Here is a 14,320-nt window from a genome sequence, read left to right as displayed (position 1 = left end):
AGTGGCCTCTCGTATGTTTACTGAAACACACTCCACTCGTTAACGCCTGGCGAGTGGGGCCAGCCCCCATGTAAGGAAAGGTATGTATTCGACTCTGCGTAAAGCTCTGTTTGCGCTCGATCCCGAGCGGGCCCACCATCTCTCACTGGATGCGATCGGTGCCGCCGAACGCCTTGGCCTGATGTCTCTTATCAAGAGGCCGATAGCGCATGACCCGGTAGAGTTGATGGGATTGACTCTGCCCAACCCCGTGGGGCTGGCGGCCGGTCTAGACAAGAATGCTCAGGCCTTCAATGGATTGGGTGCGCTGGGCTTTGGCTTTGTGGAAGTCGGAACTGTGACGCCACGCCCTCAGCCTGGCAACCCGTTGCCGCGGCTGTTTCGGGTTGAAGAGGCCGACGCCATCATTAACCGTATGGGCTTCAACAATCTTGGCGCCGATTACCTTATTCAGCGTGTGAAACACCGCCGCTATAAAGGTGTACTGGGTATCAATGTGGGTAAGAATTTTGATACTCCGGTGGAAAAGGCCGCCGATGACTACTGCCTGTGTATGGAAAGGGTCTATCGCTATGCGGATTACATTACCGCCAATGTGTCCTCTCCCAATACCAAGGGGCTGCGTGATCTGCAGTTTGGCGATAGTCTCAACCGACTGTTGGGGAGCATTAAAGACAAGCAGATGGAACTGGCTCAAAAGAGTGATCGCTATGTGCCTGTGGCAGTTAAAATTGCCCCGGATATGGAAGGCGACGCCATTGCCCAGATAGCTGAAACTCTATGTGAATACAGCATCGACGGGGTAATCGCGACCAATACCACTATCGACAAGTCCTCGGTTTCCAACTTGCCCCACGGCAATGAGGAGGGGGGGCTCAGTGGAAAGCCGCTACAGGAGCGCTCTACCCAGGTAGTCGCACAGCTTTCCAAAGCGCTGGATAAACAGATACCGATCATTGGCGTTGGTGGTATTTTTGATGGAGACAGTGCCGCGGATAAAATTCGTGCCGGTGCAACTGCGGTACAGGTGTATACCGGTTTTATCTACCGAGGGCCTGAGTTGATACGTGAGGCGGCAGAGTCAATTGCTTTAGAGCGTCGTCGCGTGGAAAGTAATAAAAATTGACCTGGGGACTTAGCGATAGACACATGTTTATGTAGTTTCGCTCACTGGTAATAAAATTAGGGCGCGCCTTACCTTAAAGGAGGCGCGCTTTTCTATTTCTGGCCCGGCCGGGCAAATTTATGCTCAACTCCTGTTAGTTAAATCGTGCTCCACCCATCTGGATACTGGATATCGGTGGAAACAGCGCCATAAATTTCCAGTTTTTGCGCCTTGGTGATCCTGTCAAAGCCGTTCCAGTAGTCTTCCCGCCCTTCACGCCAGCCATTGACCCACTCCTGATGGGGGTCGCTTTCGACAAAGGGGCAACTGTCAATGGATTTATTGTTAAGGGCAGCCAAATAGCCCTTGTAGAAGGCCCTGTCGGCGTGATTGCGTTTTTGGCGTCTCATCAATACGGCACCTCTGCTTGTAGATGTACGGATTGTTGCGCGGCGCTATGGATGCTCATTACAGTTTTATTGCATCCGCACCCTTGAGTTTAGTGTGTCTTTCCTGCGGGCAGCCTCGCGCTACTCCTTTCGCTTCTCCACATACCAAGAATACTGTGGGGCAAGGGGAATCGGAAAGATTAGGTCCAGTGGGCCGGGGTAGTGGGGCTGAAGCGGGGAAATTTCATTTGACTAACTGGACATTTGTAGCACTTCTGTATCTGACGTAGGCGTAGCCAGCGCAAAGTGGGATAATTGCGCCATGAAGGTGCCAGCCGGAGATAGGCAATAGGCAGATGATCTCAATTCATGTTTGCCGGGCAACCCCCGTGTTCTAATCGATGCCTAATGGCGTGAAATACCCCAGTTATTTGGGGCTTATCGAGTAAAAGTTTTGACAGACTCTCATATTGAAGAATTTCAGTTCACCGCTACCTGCCCTAAGGGGCTGGAGAGCCTACTCGCCCAGGAACTGTGTGCCCTGGGTGCCGATATTCAGCGAGAGCAGCCGGCGGCTGTTTATTTTTCGGGCTCTTTGAAGTTGGCTTATCGTTGCTGCCTATGGAGCCGCTTGGCGAACCGTATTTTGTTGCAATTGGAGCAAGTCCGTATCAATGGGGCGGAGGATCTTTACCGGGCCGTAGCTGCACAGCCGTGGGAGCAGCATATCCGGCCATCCGGTAAGCTCTGGCTACAATTTTCCGGTACAAACCGTGAGATCCGCAACAGCCAATTTGGTGCGCAAAAGACTAAAGATGCGATTGTTGACCGCCTGCGCAACCAGACTGGAGCCAGACCAAGTATCGATAAGCACCAGCCAGACCTGACAGTAGCTCTGCGCTTAAACCGGGATAAGCTGGATATCGCGATCGATCTCAGTGGTGATAGCCTGCATAAGAGAGGTTACAGAACCCATATCGGTGCTGCGCCACTCAAGGAAAACCTGGCGGCGGCGTTGTTATTACGTGCCCGCTGGCCCCAGATTGCGGCAGAGGGAGGGGCGCTACTGGATCCAATGTGTGGCTCCGGCACCATTCTTATTGAGGCTGCCATGATGGCGGCAGATATTGCCCCCGGACTGTTTCGCGACAGCTTTGGCTTTGAGCGCTGGCTCAACCACCAGAGTGATATCTGGAATAACTTGCGTGAGGAAGCCCTTCAGCGCCGCGTCGTCGGCCTTGAAAAAGATTTACCGGAAATTCGCGGTTATGATTCGGATGCCAAGGTCCTATTCGCGGCTGAGGCCAATATTGACAGGGCTGGGCTAGAGCGCCAGGTTCGGGTTAGCTGCCGGCCAGTAGCAGCTTTCAAAGTTCCAAGCCATAGGGAGGTTGAGCCGGGATTGGTACTGACCAACCCTCCCTATGGTGAGCGATTGGGTGAGCAGGAAGCCCTGCGCGAAACCTATGCTGAGCTGGGGCGCCAGTTGAAAACGGGATTTGCAGGTTGGCAAGTGGGTGTTTTTACTGGCAATCCTGAGCTGGGCTACTCTACTGGGCTGCGCTCACACAAGCACTACCAGTTGTACAACGGCAGCATTCCCAGTCAATTATTGCTTTTCCAGGTACATCAGCAGAGTGAACCGGGCCGAGCAGTTGATAAAGAGCGTAAGTTATCTGCAGAGGCGGAAATGGTAGCCAACCGCTTGCGTAAGAATCTCCGTACTACTGGTAAGTGGGCTTCAAGAAGCGGTGTAGATTGCTACCGTCTTTATGATGCCGACTTGCCGGAATATTCTGCCGCAGTGGATTTGTATAAAACCCTCGACGGCAAATTGTATGCGCATCTACAGGAGTACCGTCCACCTGCCAGTATCGATGAAGGGAAAGCGCGTAATCGTTTGCGCGATCTTCTACGCGCAGTGCAATCTGTCCTGGACTTGCCCCGAGGAAATATCAGTATCAAGGAGCGTCGTCGCCATAGTCATAAGGGTGGGCAAAAAGGCGGTGGCCAGTATCAAAAGCAGGCAGAAGCCGGAACGACTTTACGGGTGATGGAGTATGGGGCTGAACTCGAGGTGGATTTGTGGAGTTATCTCGATACCGGCCTTTTCCTTGACCATCGCCCGGTGCGCAAGTATATACGTGAGTTAGCTTCCGGGAAAAAGTTTCTTAACTTATTCTGCTATACCGCCACTGCGTCAGTGCAGGCCGCTATGGGAGGCTGTGTGCAGAGTACCAGCGTGGACATGTCAAGGACCTACCAGTCCTGGGCTGCGCGTAATTTTCGTGCGAATAATATGGACCCTTATAAGCATCAGTTGCTCGAAGCTGACTGCCTACAGTGGCTAACTTCTGCCCAGCAGAATCGCAGGGGCCATTACGACCTGATCTTCCTCGACCCCCCGAGCTTTTCTAATTCTGCCAAAATGCGTGGAGTGCTGGATATTCAACGTGATCACGCCAACCTGGTGCGCCAGTGCATGGCGCTGCTAGCACCGGGTGGCATCCTGATTTTTTCCAATAACCTGCGCAGTTTCAAAATGGATGGAGAGATAACAGAGGAGTTTTCTGTTAATTCTCTGAAGCTGTTGGATAAGGATTTTCAAAGGAATCCAAAAATCCACAATGTCTGGGAAATTCGAGCTGGGGAAAAATAAAAATTCAGTGGATACGCACTGAAATAATAGAGAGCCCGAGCGCATAGTCACTCGGGCTTTTTTACTTACGGCTGTCAGTCCAATTCCATTACTACACGAATACCAACATCCTTTGCGCGGCTGTCTTCGCTGAGCCCTTCGCGATATCCTACCTTTATCCTATTAGCGGGATCTCGCATGGATCCGCCTCGCACACTGCGTAGTGTGCAATTTGCAATCTCCTTTGGTTGGGCATAGTTAAAGCCCTTTTCGTAGCCTGGCTGGTAACAGTCTTGGACCCACTCGGCCACATTACCCGCGGTATCGTACAGCCCAAATGGGTTGGCTTGGTAGTGTCCGGTGGGGCCGGTTTTATTTGAGAACAAGCTATTAAATTCGCTGTTACAACCGCGCCGGCAGTTCGCTTTACCCCGGGCGTTCCCGCTTTTCCACCAGAAAGGTTCGGAGATATTGGCGCGAGCTGCATACTCCCATTCGGCTTCAGTGGGTAGGCGATATTTCAGGCCTGTTTCCCTTGAAAGCCACTCCACATATTTCTGCGCATCCCGCCAGTTTACATTGATAACTGGCCTGTCTTCACGCCCCCAGCCGGCATCGCTGGGCCGAGGGGTTCCTGTGGCCAGGGCAAAGCGGTCATATTCCTCAAAGGTGATCTCATGGGTAGAAATGGCGAAAGACCGTTTAATATCCACTCGGTGTGCTGGGTTGCTATAAGGGTGGTTATTATCCCCCATGGTAAAACTGCCTGCCTCCACAACCACCATTTGAGGTCCCCGGCCGCCTGAAGACAGTGCGGAGTGAATTCTTTTACCGGCAGAGTAGGCTCTCTCAAGGGCTATGGAAAGTGTAACATTTTGATCTTTAACTTCGATCCAGCGGCGGATCTTGGTAAATCCGCGCTTGCTGATCTCCAGGTCGTATTTTCCCGGCTCCAGCAGAATACCCGGCTGATAGCGCGGAACAATATTCATAATTCGAACGCGGGCATCCCTGGGGGTTGCGTTTACGCTGAGGGAGTAAGACTCAGGGGGTACCTGTTGCTTACTTTGGAGTGCGCCAGTAAGTGTGTTATCAGTTTGCTCAGAGAGCTTTATTTCTTTGTGAGCCCCCTTTGGCAAAATGATCGTGGGGCTCTTTTGTCCTGGTGGCTCTTCACGCGATGCTCGCTCTGGGGTGAAAGTATCAGCCAAGAAATTTTTGCTGGCGCCGACTGTATGTAGCAGTTGGTCTTCTGTGGATTTGGTAACTCCCCAATTTCCATCTTTTGTATTGTGGTTTTCAGAGGCGTCCACACCGAGGAGGGATTCAGCAGTAAAGCTGCTGACATTATCCAACAATGGCAGTCCGGTTTGCCAATGGGCTTTGGTGCTGATCAAGCTGAAGAGCCCCCAGCAAAACAGCAGAGAGGCAGTGGTGGTAGCGCTAATAAGCCAGGAGCGCTTATGCTTGCTCGGTTCACTGAGCAGCTGACGCAATCGTACTAAGGTGTCTTGCCCTGTACGAGTTTGGGCTATTTTTTCTGGACTTTTCTTGCCCATTTTCAAAATGCTTGTTAGTCGTTCACCCATACTGCTGAACAAGGTGAGGAGTAAGGCGCGGGCCAGACTGGAAACCCCAAGGGAGGTATTGTTCAGTTGGCTGATATGATGATTGGGCTTGCCTGCTAGTGTTGCAACCAGTTGATCTGCGGCATCTGCTACATCTAATCCGCGCTGGAATCGTTTGTCAGGATCTTTAGCCAGGAAGCGATCAGTTAGCGATTGGTATAGCGCATGGCGTGCAGGCAGTTTGGGAATGGGGTCCGTAAGGTGCTTAATGGCAATGGCCACGGCTTCTTCAGCTTGGAAGGGCACTGCACCGGTTAACATCTCGTAAAATACTATGCCGAGACTATATAAGTCTGCACGGCCGTCTATAGCGGCTCCTCGAGCTTGTTCTGGGCTCATGTAATAAGGCGTTCCCACTACCATGCCACTGTTGGTCATGCGGGTTGTGCGTGCTATGGCCCGGGCTACTCCGAAGTCACTCAATACTGCGGACCCATCTTCCCGGAACAGGATATTTTCTGGTTTGAGGTCCCGGTGTATATAGCCTTTACTGTGTGAGTGGTCTAATGCCATGGCGATTTGCCGTACCACATTTAAGGCTTCAAGCGGTTCCAGAGGGCCTTTTTCAAGTCTCTCAGATACAGATCCGCCGGGCATATAATCCATGGCGATATAATTGAGACTTCGGTAGCGGCCGATGTCATGAATGCCAACTATATTGGGGTGGGACAGCTGGCCGACAATATTGGCTTCTCGTTGGAAGCGTTCACTAAAAATCGGGTCGGCGTTCAAAACTGGAGACATAACTTTCAGGGCGACCTGGCGACCCACACTACGCTGGATAGCCAGGTACACGGTGGACATGCCGCCCTGGTTTATCTTTTTGACGATACGATAACCGGGGATTTGCAGCGACGAGTTGCCGTTGTTGATGACTTCCATCGCGGGCTGCTGATCTGTCAAAGCAGCCTGAGAAGCACGAATGCCAGGGCTGCGATAGCCCCAGTGGCGACCAGTAAGAGTGAGAAAATTCTCCAGGCTTTCTCCCCGGGTTCTGCAGTTGGGCCGTTTTCAGAATTTTCAGGGGGGGAGTTGTGGTTTGCTTTGAAAGCGGGAGCTTGGAGGGGTGCGTCTACAACTAAAACGGTTATATTGTCTTTGCCGCCGGCATCAAGGGCCGCGCTGATAAGAAGATCTACTATGCGAAGATTATCGGTGTTCTCCGCGATGATCCGTGAAATTTTCTCATTTGCCACCTCTGAGCTGAGGCCATCGCTACAAAGTAATAGTTTCTGTCCGGCAGACCAACGATAGGAAACCCGGTCAACTTCTAACTTGGGGTTGGTACTACCGCCGATACATCGGGTAATAACATGCCGATTGGGGTGCTTTGCAGCCTCCTCAGAATTGATAGCACCCGAGTCCATTAACATCTGGACATAGGAGTGATCGCTGGTTAACTGGCTGAATTCTCCATTTTGCTCACCCGGTGTCCAAAGGTAGGCGCGACTGTCACCAACCCAATAGATGTGAAAATAATCCCCTTCCTCGGCTAAGACAACAGCGGTTGAGCCCATATTGGCGGTGTTGTGCTCGTCACCCAAAAGCAAGGCGTGAGCTTTCTGCAGGGCGCGTTCGTAATGGCGGTCAGTGGATGCGGATTGTTCGATTTCCTCTACGACGGTCTTGCTGGCAAGCTCTCCAGCATGATGGCCGCCCAGGCCATCGGCAACAACCCAAATGCCTTTTTGCTCATCTGCCCAATAGGCATCTTCATTCTGTTCACGCCGGTAACCAGGGTGGGTGCCGCCAGCACTACGTGTAGTACTTGGTGTATGATGAACTACTTCGCTTTGCCGCGATACTTCGCGTACTTTGGCTTCACTCACTGGCGTGCAACTACCTGTAATGTATTCTCATTTCATTTGACGGTGATGGCCAACCTGGTGACTTTCCGTCTCTTCCCTGTGGCGCTGCAAGTGTACTTTATATAACCACACCTGTGACAGCGGTAATGGCCATCATTGTAATGGCTGAATACTAGACCTTTGAGCCATTGTAAGCTGCAAACCCAATCACACGCTAAGGATATTGCCCATGTTAAACTGCTTTAATCTTGTATAAAAAGCACATTACAGCAGCTTACAGGCAGCCTATAAATGCCTCTTGCTACGATAGTGCCTGCTTTTAAACCTCCTTCGAGCTGAGGGGCGATATCAATGTTTAAACTTTGTGATGTAAAAGACCCGGGCCAGGGTGTTTGGCTGGTTTCACCAGGCGTAACTGTTGGGCGTGACCAAGGCTGCGACCTTTCTATTGCTGATGACTCTGTGGCGAAATTGCACCTCAAAATCGCTGTGAAAGGTGAACAGTTGACCCTTGGAAATGCTTCTGGAGGCTCCAGGGTTCTGGTTAATGGCATGCCTGTGGAGGCGGCTTGTCGGCTAAAACTCAACGACCAGATTACAGTTGGTACCCGCACATTAAAAATTATTGACCCCAAAGTAACCAAACTTAAAGCCGCTTCGGTAAAAGGTGTAGCCTGGGCTTTGAGGGCGAATCATCGTGCAATTGCGGGAAAAGTATTCCCGCTGAAAGACACTTCTGTAGTGGGGCGCTCCGATGAATGCGATATCACTTTCTCACTGTCTCATCTCTCGCGGCGTCACGCACGCCTGGAAGTGCGCGAGGGACTGTTGTTTGTCATTGACCTTGGCTCGGCAAATGGTACTTATGTAAATAATCGAAGGGTTACTGAATCTCGTGTGCGGCGCGGCGATGAATTACGCTTCGACACTCTCAGTTTCTCAGTGGTAGGGCCCACGGATGATCTCGATAGGACCGCGGTACGGCCGGCGCTCCCGGAGATGGAGCTGATGAAGGCTGGCGGATTATCTTCAGTCAGTTCGGCCGGTGTGGATGTTACCCAGCCATCTTTCGTTTCACCGGATGGCGAACTGCAGGACAGCATGGCGGATGCCGTAATCGACAGTAAATCAAATGCCAGAGTACTGGGCCTGGTCCTGCTTTTGGTGGTTGGGGCAGTAGGTTATTACTGGGTGAATACCCAGGGAGGGGGCTGATGAACCGGCCTTCTGAATTGATTCTTTACACCACTCTGGGCTGTACCCTTTGCGAAAAGGCCAAACTGGAAGCTTGGCCCTTGCTCAAGCAATATGGTTTGCAGTTGCGGGAAGTTGATATCGCCGACAATGATGACCTGTTCGAGCGTTTTCGCCTGACTATCCCTGTCGTTGGTCTTGGTAACCCAGGCGATGTGTGCGCCTGGCCATTTAGTCAGGCTCAATTAGATGCGTGGCTGTCGCAGCGTTTAAGTTGATTAAAGTTTGCTCCCGGCTTCATTCTCCCGCAGAAGCTGCAACTTAGTGCCGCTGCGGTAGGCGTAAATTACCGTATATGCGAGAACGTTTTGCACGTAATTTCGGGTTTCCTTGTAGGGGATTGTTTCGATCCACACATCGTACGGCAGGCGCTTGCGGGTTTCCTTTAACCACTTGGCTACGCGGGTCGGCCCCGCATTATAGGCCGCGGCGGCGAGGAAGCGATTATTGTCGAAGCGGTTGAGTAGGGTACTTAGATAGAAACTACCCAAAGCAATATTTGTACTGGGGCTCAATAGGTCCCAACTGCGGCGGTAGCGCACCCCGGCGCGCCGAGCAGTTGCACGGGCGGTGGAGGGAAGTAGCTGCATTAACCCCAAGGCTCCAGAATTGGATTTTGCATCGTGGCTGAAGTGGCTCTCCTGCCGCGCGACTGCGTAAATCATAGAGGGCTCAAGTGGTGTGCTCTGGCGTCCAACCTGTGCACTGACATCACGCACTATATCCGCAAAGGCCAAGGGGAAACGCAGCTCCAGGTCATCCAGGTAATCGGCCGCAAGTACCGATTGTATCGACTTGTGATACCAGCCCCAGGCACTGGCTACCTTGCCGGCTGCAAGCAGTTCCTCATGATTCATTGGCTTGGTGGCATAGCTCCACTCCCGGCGTGCGTGGAAGAGTTCGCCAATGGCCTGTAATTCTCGAGCGCGCTGCAGGCCTGGACGCTTAGCCATTTGCTGTACTTGCACGGGAGTAATGGGGGCAGGTCTGTGAACGAAACTGTAATTTTGTCCCAGGGCATCGGCAGCGAGAAAACCGTAATAGCTGCGTTCCTGAGCAGCTTTGCGATATAGAACAGATGAAGACTCGGATCGCGCCTTACCGTAAAGCTCATCCAGGGAACGTGCTTTCCAATACAGCCAGCGATCGATCAGCTGCTTTTCTGGCGGTAAGCGGTCGATCCAGAATGCGACCTGCTCCCAGTCCAGTTCGCGAAGGGACTGTCGAGCCAACCATTCGATCGAGTGTCCGTCATGGATAGTATGATTCTTTGTCAGACGCAAAAGCCCCGGCATGTCGTCCTGTCGCGCGAATTGGCGAGCCAGGTGACGCAGCATATTTTCCTGCTCGGCATTGCTGAACAGAAGACTGGCACTATAGCGCTGCCAGGCCTGCTCGGCTTTCGCTGCATCTTCCCGAGCCAGCCGGTGTAGACCATGCAGGATGATGTCCCGGTTTTGTTCTGGTGCGCCCAAAAAGCGAGAGTGGTTGAGCAGTTGCTTGGGGGATTTGTGTACATTTCGCAGTAAAGCAGCCCTGCCGCTGTATGGGGGCTCCATTTTCCTGGCGATATAGGTGGCTAGCTCCAGGTTGCCCTCTTTAACAGCGAGCAGATGGCGCTTCCAGGCCATCCCCTGGGTGAGGCCTCCGTCGCGTATCCAGCGGGCAAATACCGGATCGCACTCTTTCGCCTGGGAGTGTCCCACTAGCCAAAGCTCACTTACAAGCTGGTACGCATCCTCTTTGTCGCCATGACGATTCAGGGCATCGGCGTAATAACAACGGAGACTGGCGCGATTTTGTTTCTCGGGCTGATAATAGTTCAGGAAAGTATTGAACTGGCGCTGTTGTCCCAGCTCCCTGAGTAACCTGATCCGCATCCAGTCGCCGATGGCACTATCTTTATTTTCGGCCAGGAACCGGTCGGCTTCCGCCAGGGGCAGGCGACGCAATTTCCTGCTGATAGCCCAATAATCCAGATATGGGGCTAATGGATAATCTTTTAGCTCGCTCTTCAGTTTTTGCAGTTGGCTCTGATCGTTATGTTTGATGGCAAGCCGTGCGCTGCGCAGCTTTTCGCGCTGATTGGCAAAGGCTTCCTGACGCTGCTTGAGTTCCTGTTCCTCGCCTTGTACCGAGGCGTTAATGGGGGTGCTGAGGCAGGCCCAGATAAGCAGGAGTGCGGAGCGTAGGGCGATTCTCTTTGAGTCAGCCGTCATCACAGTTACCCCGATAAAATTTGTGCACCCGCAAGTTTGCGAGACGGCACGATAAAAATGCGTAAAATAGCGGGTTTTTCACAGGACCCCTAGTACCAGTTTCGCTTATCTCACCAGCGGATTTGTTTTCCGGGTCTGTTAATTGTAGTGCCTAATTATGTTGCTTCTATTGGATGGGGTCAGTCTTCGCTACGGGACCCAAGTACTTGCAGACAATGTCAGTGCGAAAATTGAACGCGGTGATCGAATTTGTCTAGTGGGCCGCAATGGAGAGGGAAAGTCTAGCCTGTTGCGTCTGATTGCGGGGCAGGTAGACCCAGATGGTGGTGAAATTGTCCGCGCCAGTGGCTTGGTGATGGCGACCCTCGAACAGGAGTTGCCGGCAGACTGCACAGATTCTGTTTATAGCTATGTCGCCAAGGGATTGGGTGAAATTGGTGCGGTGCTGGCTGGTTATCGTGACGACCCCACAGCCGAACTACAGGCACGTATAGAGGCCGAGCACGGCTGGGAGCTGTTGCCGCGTGTTGACAGCGTCCTGGATCGTTTGGGGCTCAATGCCGACGAGCGAGTGGCCGACCTTTCTGGCGGTTGGCAGCGCCGCGCAGCTCTCGCCCGTGCATTGGTCATCGAGCCTGACCTGTTGATACTCGACGAGCCCACCAATCACCTGGATATTGCTGCGGTTGAATGGCTTGAGGGATTCCTGGCCAGCTACCGTGGCGCCCTGTTGTTTGTCAGTCATGATCGGGCCTTGGCCCAGCGGCTTGCCAGCGTAGTTTGGGATCTGGATCGTGGCTATCTTCGTGTATTTCGCTGCCAATTTGAGCGTTACCAAGAGGAAAAGGAAAAGCTTCTTGAAGAAGAGGCGCGCAACGAAGCGCTGTTTGATAAGAAGCTGGCCCAGGAAGAGACCTGGATCCGTCAGGGCATCAAGGCGCGCCGCACTCGAAACGAAGGGCGTGTTCGCGCTCTGCAGGCGCTCAGGCGTCAGCGGGAGGCACGTAGAAGCCAGCAGGGAATTGCGCGGATGTCACTCGATAGTGGGGAGGTATCTGGCAAGCTGGTGGCAGAGTTAACAGACGTTACCTTTGCCTACCAGGGTGAGGTGCCCCTGATCAGGGATTTCTCCTTTACTTTGATGCGGGGTGATAAGGTCGGTCTTATCGGCCCCAACGGTGTCGGTAAGAGCACCCTGATTCGGGTGCTCTTGGGGGATTTACAGTCACAGACCGGTAACGTGCGCTTGGGAACCAAGCAGCAGGTAGCTTATTTTGATCAGCGACGCGACCAGTTAAATCCCGAACTTACCGTCTTGGACAACATTGCTGAGGGGCGGGATTCTGTAACCATCGGTGGTAAAAGCCGCCACGTCATGTCGTACCTGTCGGACTTTCTCTTTAGTGGCGTTAAGGCGCGGACAAAGGTTGGCGCCCTCAGTGGTGGAGAGCGAAACCGCGCCCTGCTGGCAAAGTTATTCAGTCAACCCGCCAATATTCTGGTGCTCGATGAGCCAACCAACGATCTGGATGTGGAAACCCTGGAGCTGCTGGAAAAACTGTTGCTGGAGTTCAGTGGCACCGTGCTGCTAGTGAGCCATGATCGTGCTTTCCTGGACAATGTGGTGAATTCTTGCCTGGCTTTTGAAGGTAATGGCCGTATCCGTGAATACGTTGGCGGTTACGGTGACTTTATCCGCCAGGGGGGAAGTTTCGCGGCGGATAACAAGGTGGAAAGTAAAAACCCAAAGGTGTCCGAACCGACCCCAAAATCGGCTGGTGGGGAAAAGGCTCCTGGCAAAGCAAAGAAGCTCAGTTATAAGTTGCAGAGGGAATTGGACAGCCTTCCCGCCTTGATTGAGCAGCTTGAGGAGGAAATAAATGCCATAGAGGCAGAGGTGGCTGATCCCAGTTTTTATCAGCAAGAGCAATCCCTGATGCAGGAACGCTTGAGTTTGCTCACAGAGAAGCAGTCTCAACTGGAGACTGTATTTGAGCGCTGGTCTGAACTTGAGGGTGGTGGCAAATAGGGGGAAGAAAGGCGCCGTACTTTGTGCGGCCCTTTCTAATAAGATTCCGGCCTAACCAGGTTCCTGCTCACTCATCCTCTATATGAACGCGAACCGCAAGTACATCGCACTTGGCTCCGTGTAAAACGCCGTTGGCTGTAGAGCCGAGTAGCAGGGCGAGGCCGCGGCGACCATGGCTGCCGATAACGATTAGATCGGCTTCTAGGTCTTTGGCCAGGCGGTGAATTTCGGTTGAGGGTTGCCCCAGGATAACATGCTGCCTTTCGGCGGGAATATTAAGTGGAAGGGCCGCTTTCTGCAGCTGCTCCTTGGCCTGACTCTGGAGCTGGTCTTGAACTTCGGACAGGTCCATCGGGATATCTCCGCCATAGGCGAAAGTCAGTGGCTCAATGGCATGGACCAAACTTAGCTCAGCTCCAAAGGCCCCGGCCAGTGCGGCGGCCTTGTCCAGTACTTGAGAGGATTCCTCAGAGAGATCTAGTCCAACCAAAATCTGATGGTATTTCGCCATAATTTCATTCTCCTGTCCCATGTGTGTGCTCAGTAGGTGCACCTGTCGACAGACATTTTCAGTCTACCGTAAAAAAAACTGATTGACATAGATCACACAAGGCACCGCACAATAGTCATTTATTTCTACTCGTAAGGAGCTGTTATGTCCGAGTGGCTGCCGGTGATTATCATTGGTTTTGCCATTGCACTGGTATTGGGACCGGTGATGTGGTTGAAGCCCAGCCAGCGCGACAGCCGCTTGGCCGACCTGCGTAGCCGCGCTGCTCGCGGAGGAATTACTGTGCAAATCCAGGCGCTTCCCCCCGTGCAGGGTGAGGGCACAGCTGCTGTTTATTACTACCGTTGGGGTGATCGCAAACGCCTGCAAATAGGCTGGACCCTGCAGCGTCAACGAGTGGTGCATGAATTAAATTTTGCTGGGAGCTGGGACTGGAGCAATGGTCGCGCAGCCCCTAAACCGGCATGGAAATACTTGCTCCAGTTACTCGATGCAATTCCTTCTGGCTGTTGTGCGATTATCGCAACTGATATCGGTTTGGGGTTGCAATGGAGTGAAAATGGCGGTGATAAAGCTTTTGAACAGCTTTCGGCAACTTTGGCGGAATATACACCCCTTATAGAGGAAGCTATACGTAAAGTGAGTCCAATAAAGCTCCCGGAGGACTAGGTCTTCAGCCGCCTTGAGTGGTGCAGGAAACCGCTTGCAATGGCGCTTAAATAGTCAGGTTTTGGGGGTG

At 52.6% G+C, this 14,320-nt stretch carries 11 protein-coding genes; 6 read left to right on the top strand and 5 right to left on the bottom strand.

Going from position 1 to position 14,320, the window contains the following annotated elements; genetic code table 11:
* The first annotated feature begins 82 nt into the window (after nt 1–82).
* On the top strand, nt 83–1,126 hold the full coding sequence (locus tag GL2_RS19390) for a quinone-dependent dihydroorotate dehydrogenase (protein ID WP_143732387.1): 1,044 nt from the start codon (nt 83–85) through the stop codon (nt 1,124–1,126).
* Nucleotides 1,127–1,263: 137 nt separating this feature from the next.
* Here GL2_RS19390 and rmf read toward each other — a convergent pair whose 3' ends face one another.
* Nucleotides 1,264–1,515 carry a ribosome modulation factor gene (gene rmf / locus GL2_RS19385; protein ID WP_143732385.1) on the bottom strand — a complete coding sequence of 84 codons (252 nt, stop codon included), beginning with the start codon at nt 1,513–1,515 and terminating at the stop codon, nt 1,264–1,266.
* 433 nt (nt 1,516–1,948) lie between these two features.
* On the opposite strand from rmf, the gene rlmKL reads away from it, so the two are divergent.
* Nucleotides 1,949–4,153 (top strand): bifunctional 23S rRNA (guanine(2069)-N(7))-methyltransferase RlmK/23S rRNA (guanine(2445)-N(2))-methyltransferase RlmL, encoded by a 2,205-nt coding sequence (gene rlmKL / locus GL2_RS19380; RefSeq protein ID WP_232053689.1) that lies wholly within the window; start codon nt 1,949–1,951, stop codon nt 4,151–4,153.
* 74 nt (nt 4,154–4,227) lie between these two features.
* Here the strand turns inward: rlmKL and GL2_RS19375 are convergent, their stop codons facing one another.
* Together GL2_RS19375 and GL2_RS19370 are read right to left on the bottom strand one after the other, a co-directional pair.
* Nucleotides 4,228–6,642 carry a bifunctional serine/threonine-protein kinase/formylglycine-generating enzyme family protein gene (locus GL2_RS19375; RefSeq protein WP_172621208.1) on the bottom strand — a complete coding sequence of 805 codons (2,415 nt, stop codon included), beginning with the start codon at nt 6,640–6,642 and terminating at the stop codon, nt 4,228–4,230.
* Nucleotides 6,643–6,659: 17 nt separating this feature from the next.
* Nucleotides 6,660–7,589, bottom strand: coding sequence for a PP2C family serine/threonine-protein phosphatase (locus GL2_RS19370; protein ID WP_143732381.1), 930 nt, complete (start codon nt 7,587–7,589; stop codon nt 6,660–6,662).
* Between the two features lie 330 nt (nt 7,590–7,919).
* Between GL2_RS19370 and GL2_RS19365 the strand changes: the two genes are divergently transcribed.
* Together GL2_RS19365 and GL2_RS19360 are read left to right on the top strand one after the other, a co-directional pair.
* Complete coding sequence (locus GL2_RS19365) at nt 7,920–8,783, top strand: FHA domain-containing protein (RefSeq protein WP_143732379.1); 864 nt, start codon at nt 7,920–7,922, stop codon at nt 8,781–8,783.
* Nucleotides 8,783–9,040, top strand: a complete 258-nt coding sequence (locus GL2_RS19360; RefSeq protein ID WP_143732377.1) for a glutaredoxin family protein — start codon at nt 8,783–8,785, stop codon at nt 9,038–9,040. Before GL2_RS19365 ends, GL2_RS19360 begins: the two co-directional genes overlap by 1 nt.
* Here the strand turns inward: GL2_RS19360 and GL2_RS19355 are convergent, their stop codons facing one another.
* Nucleotides 9,041–11,041 carry a transglycosylase SLT domain-containing protein gene (locus GL2_RS19355; RefSeq protein ID WP_143732375.1) on the bottom strand — a complete coding sequence of 667 codons (2,001 nt, stop codon included), beginning with the start codon at nt 11,039–11,041 and terminating at the stop codon, nt 9,041–9,043. It lies immediately after the preceding gene.
* A gap of 157 nt (nt 11,042–11,198) precedes the next feature.
* Between GL2_RS19355 and GL2_RS19350 the strand changes: the two genes are divergently transcribed.
* Nucleotides 11,199–13,070 (top strand): ATP-binding cassette domain-containing protein, encoded by a 1,872-nt coding sequence (locus GL2_RS19350; protein WP_143732373.1) that lies wholly within the window; start codon nt 11,199–11,201, stop codon nt 13,068–13,070.
* 67 nt (nt 13,071–13,137) lie between these two features.
* Here the strand turns inward: GL2_RS19350 and GL2_RS19345 are convergent, their stop codons facing one another.
* Nucleotides 13,138–13,581 carry a universal stress protein gene (locus GL2_RS19345; protein WP_143732371.1) on the bottom strand — a complete coding sequence of 148 codons (444 nt, stop codon included), beginning with the start codon at nt 13,579–13,581 and terminating at the stop codon, nt 13,138–13,140.
* A gap of 144 nt (nt 13,582–13,725) precedes the next feature.
* Here GL2_RS19345 and GL2_RS19340 point away from each other — a divergent pair, with 144 nt between their 5' ends.
* Nucleotides 13,726–14,250 (top strand): hypothetical protein, encoded by a 525-nt coding sequence (locus GL2_RS19340; RefSeq protein ID WP_143732370.1) that lies wholly within the window; start codon nt 13,726–13,728, stop codon nt 14,248–14,250.
* Nucleotides 14,251–14,320: the final 70 nt, after the last annotated feature.

This window comes from Microbulbifer sp. GL-2 (assembly GCF_007183175.1).
GTDB lineage: Bacteria > Pseudomonadota > Gammaproteobacteria > Pseudomonadales > Cellvibrionaceae > Microbulbifer.
This window is presented reverse-complemented; position numbering and strand designations above follow the sequence as displayed.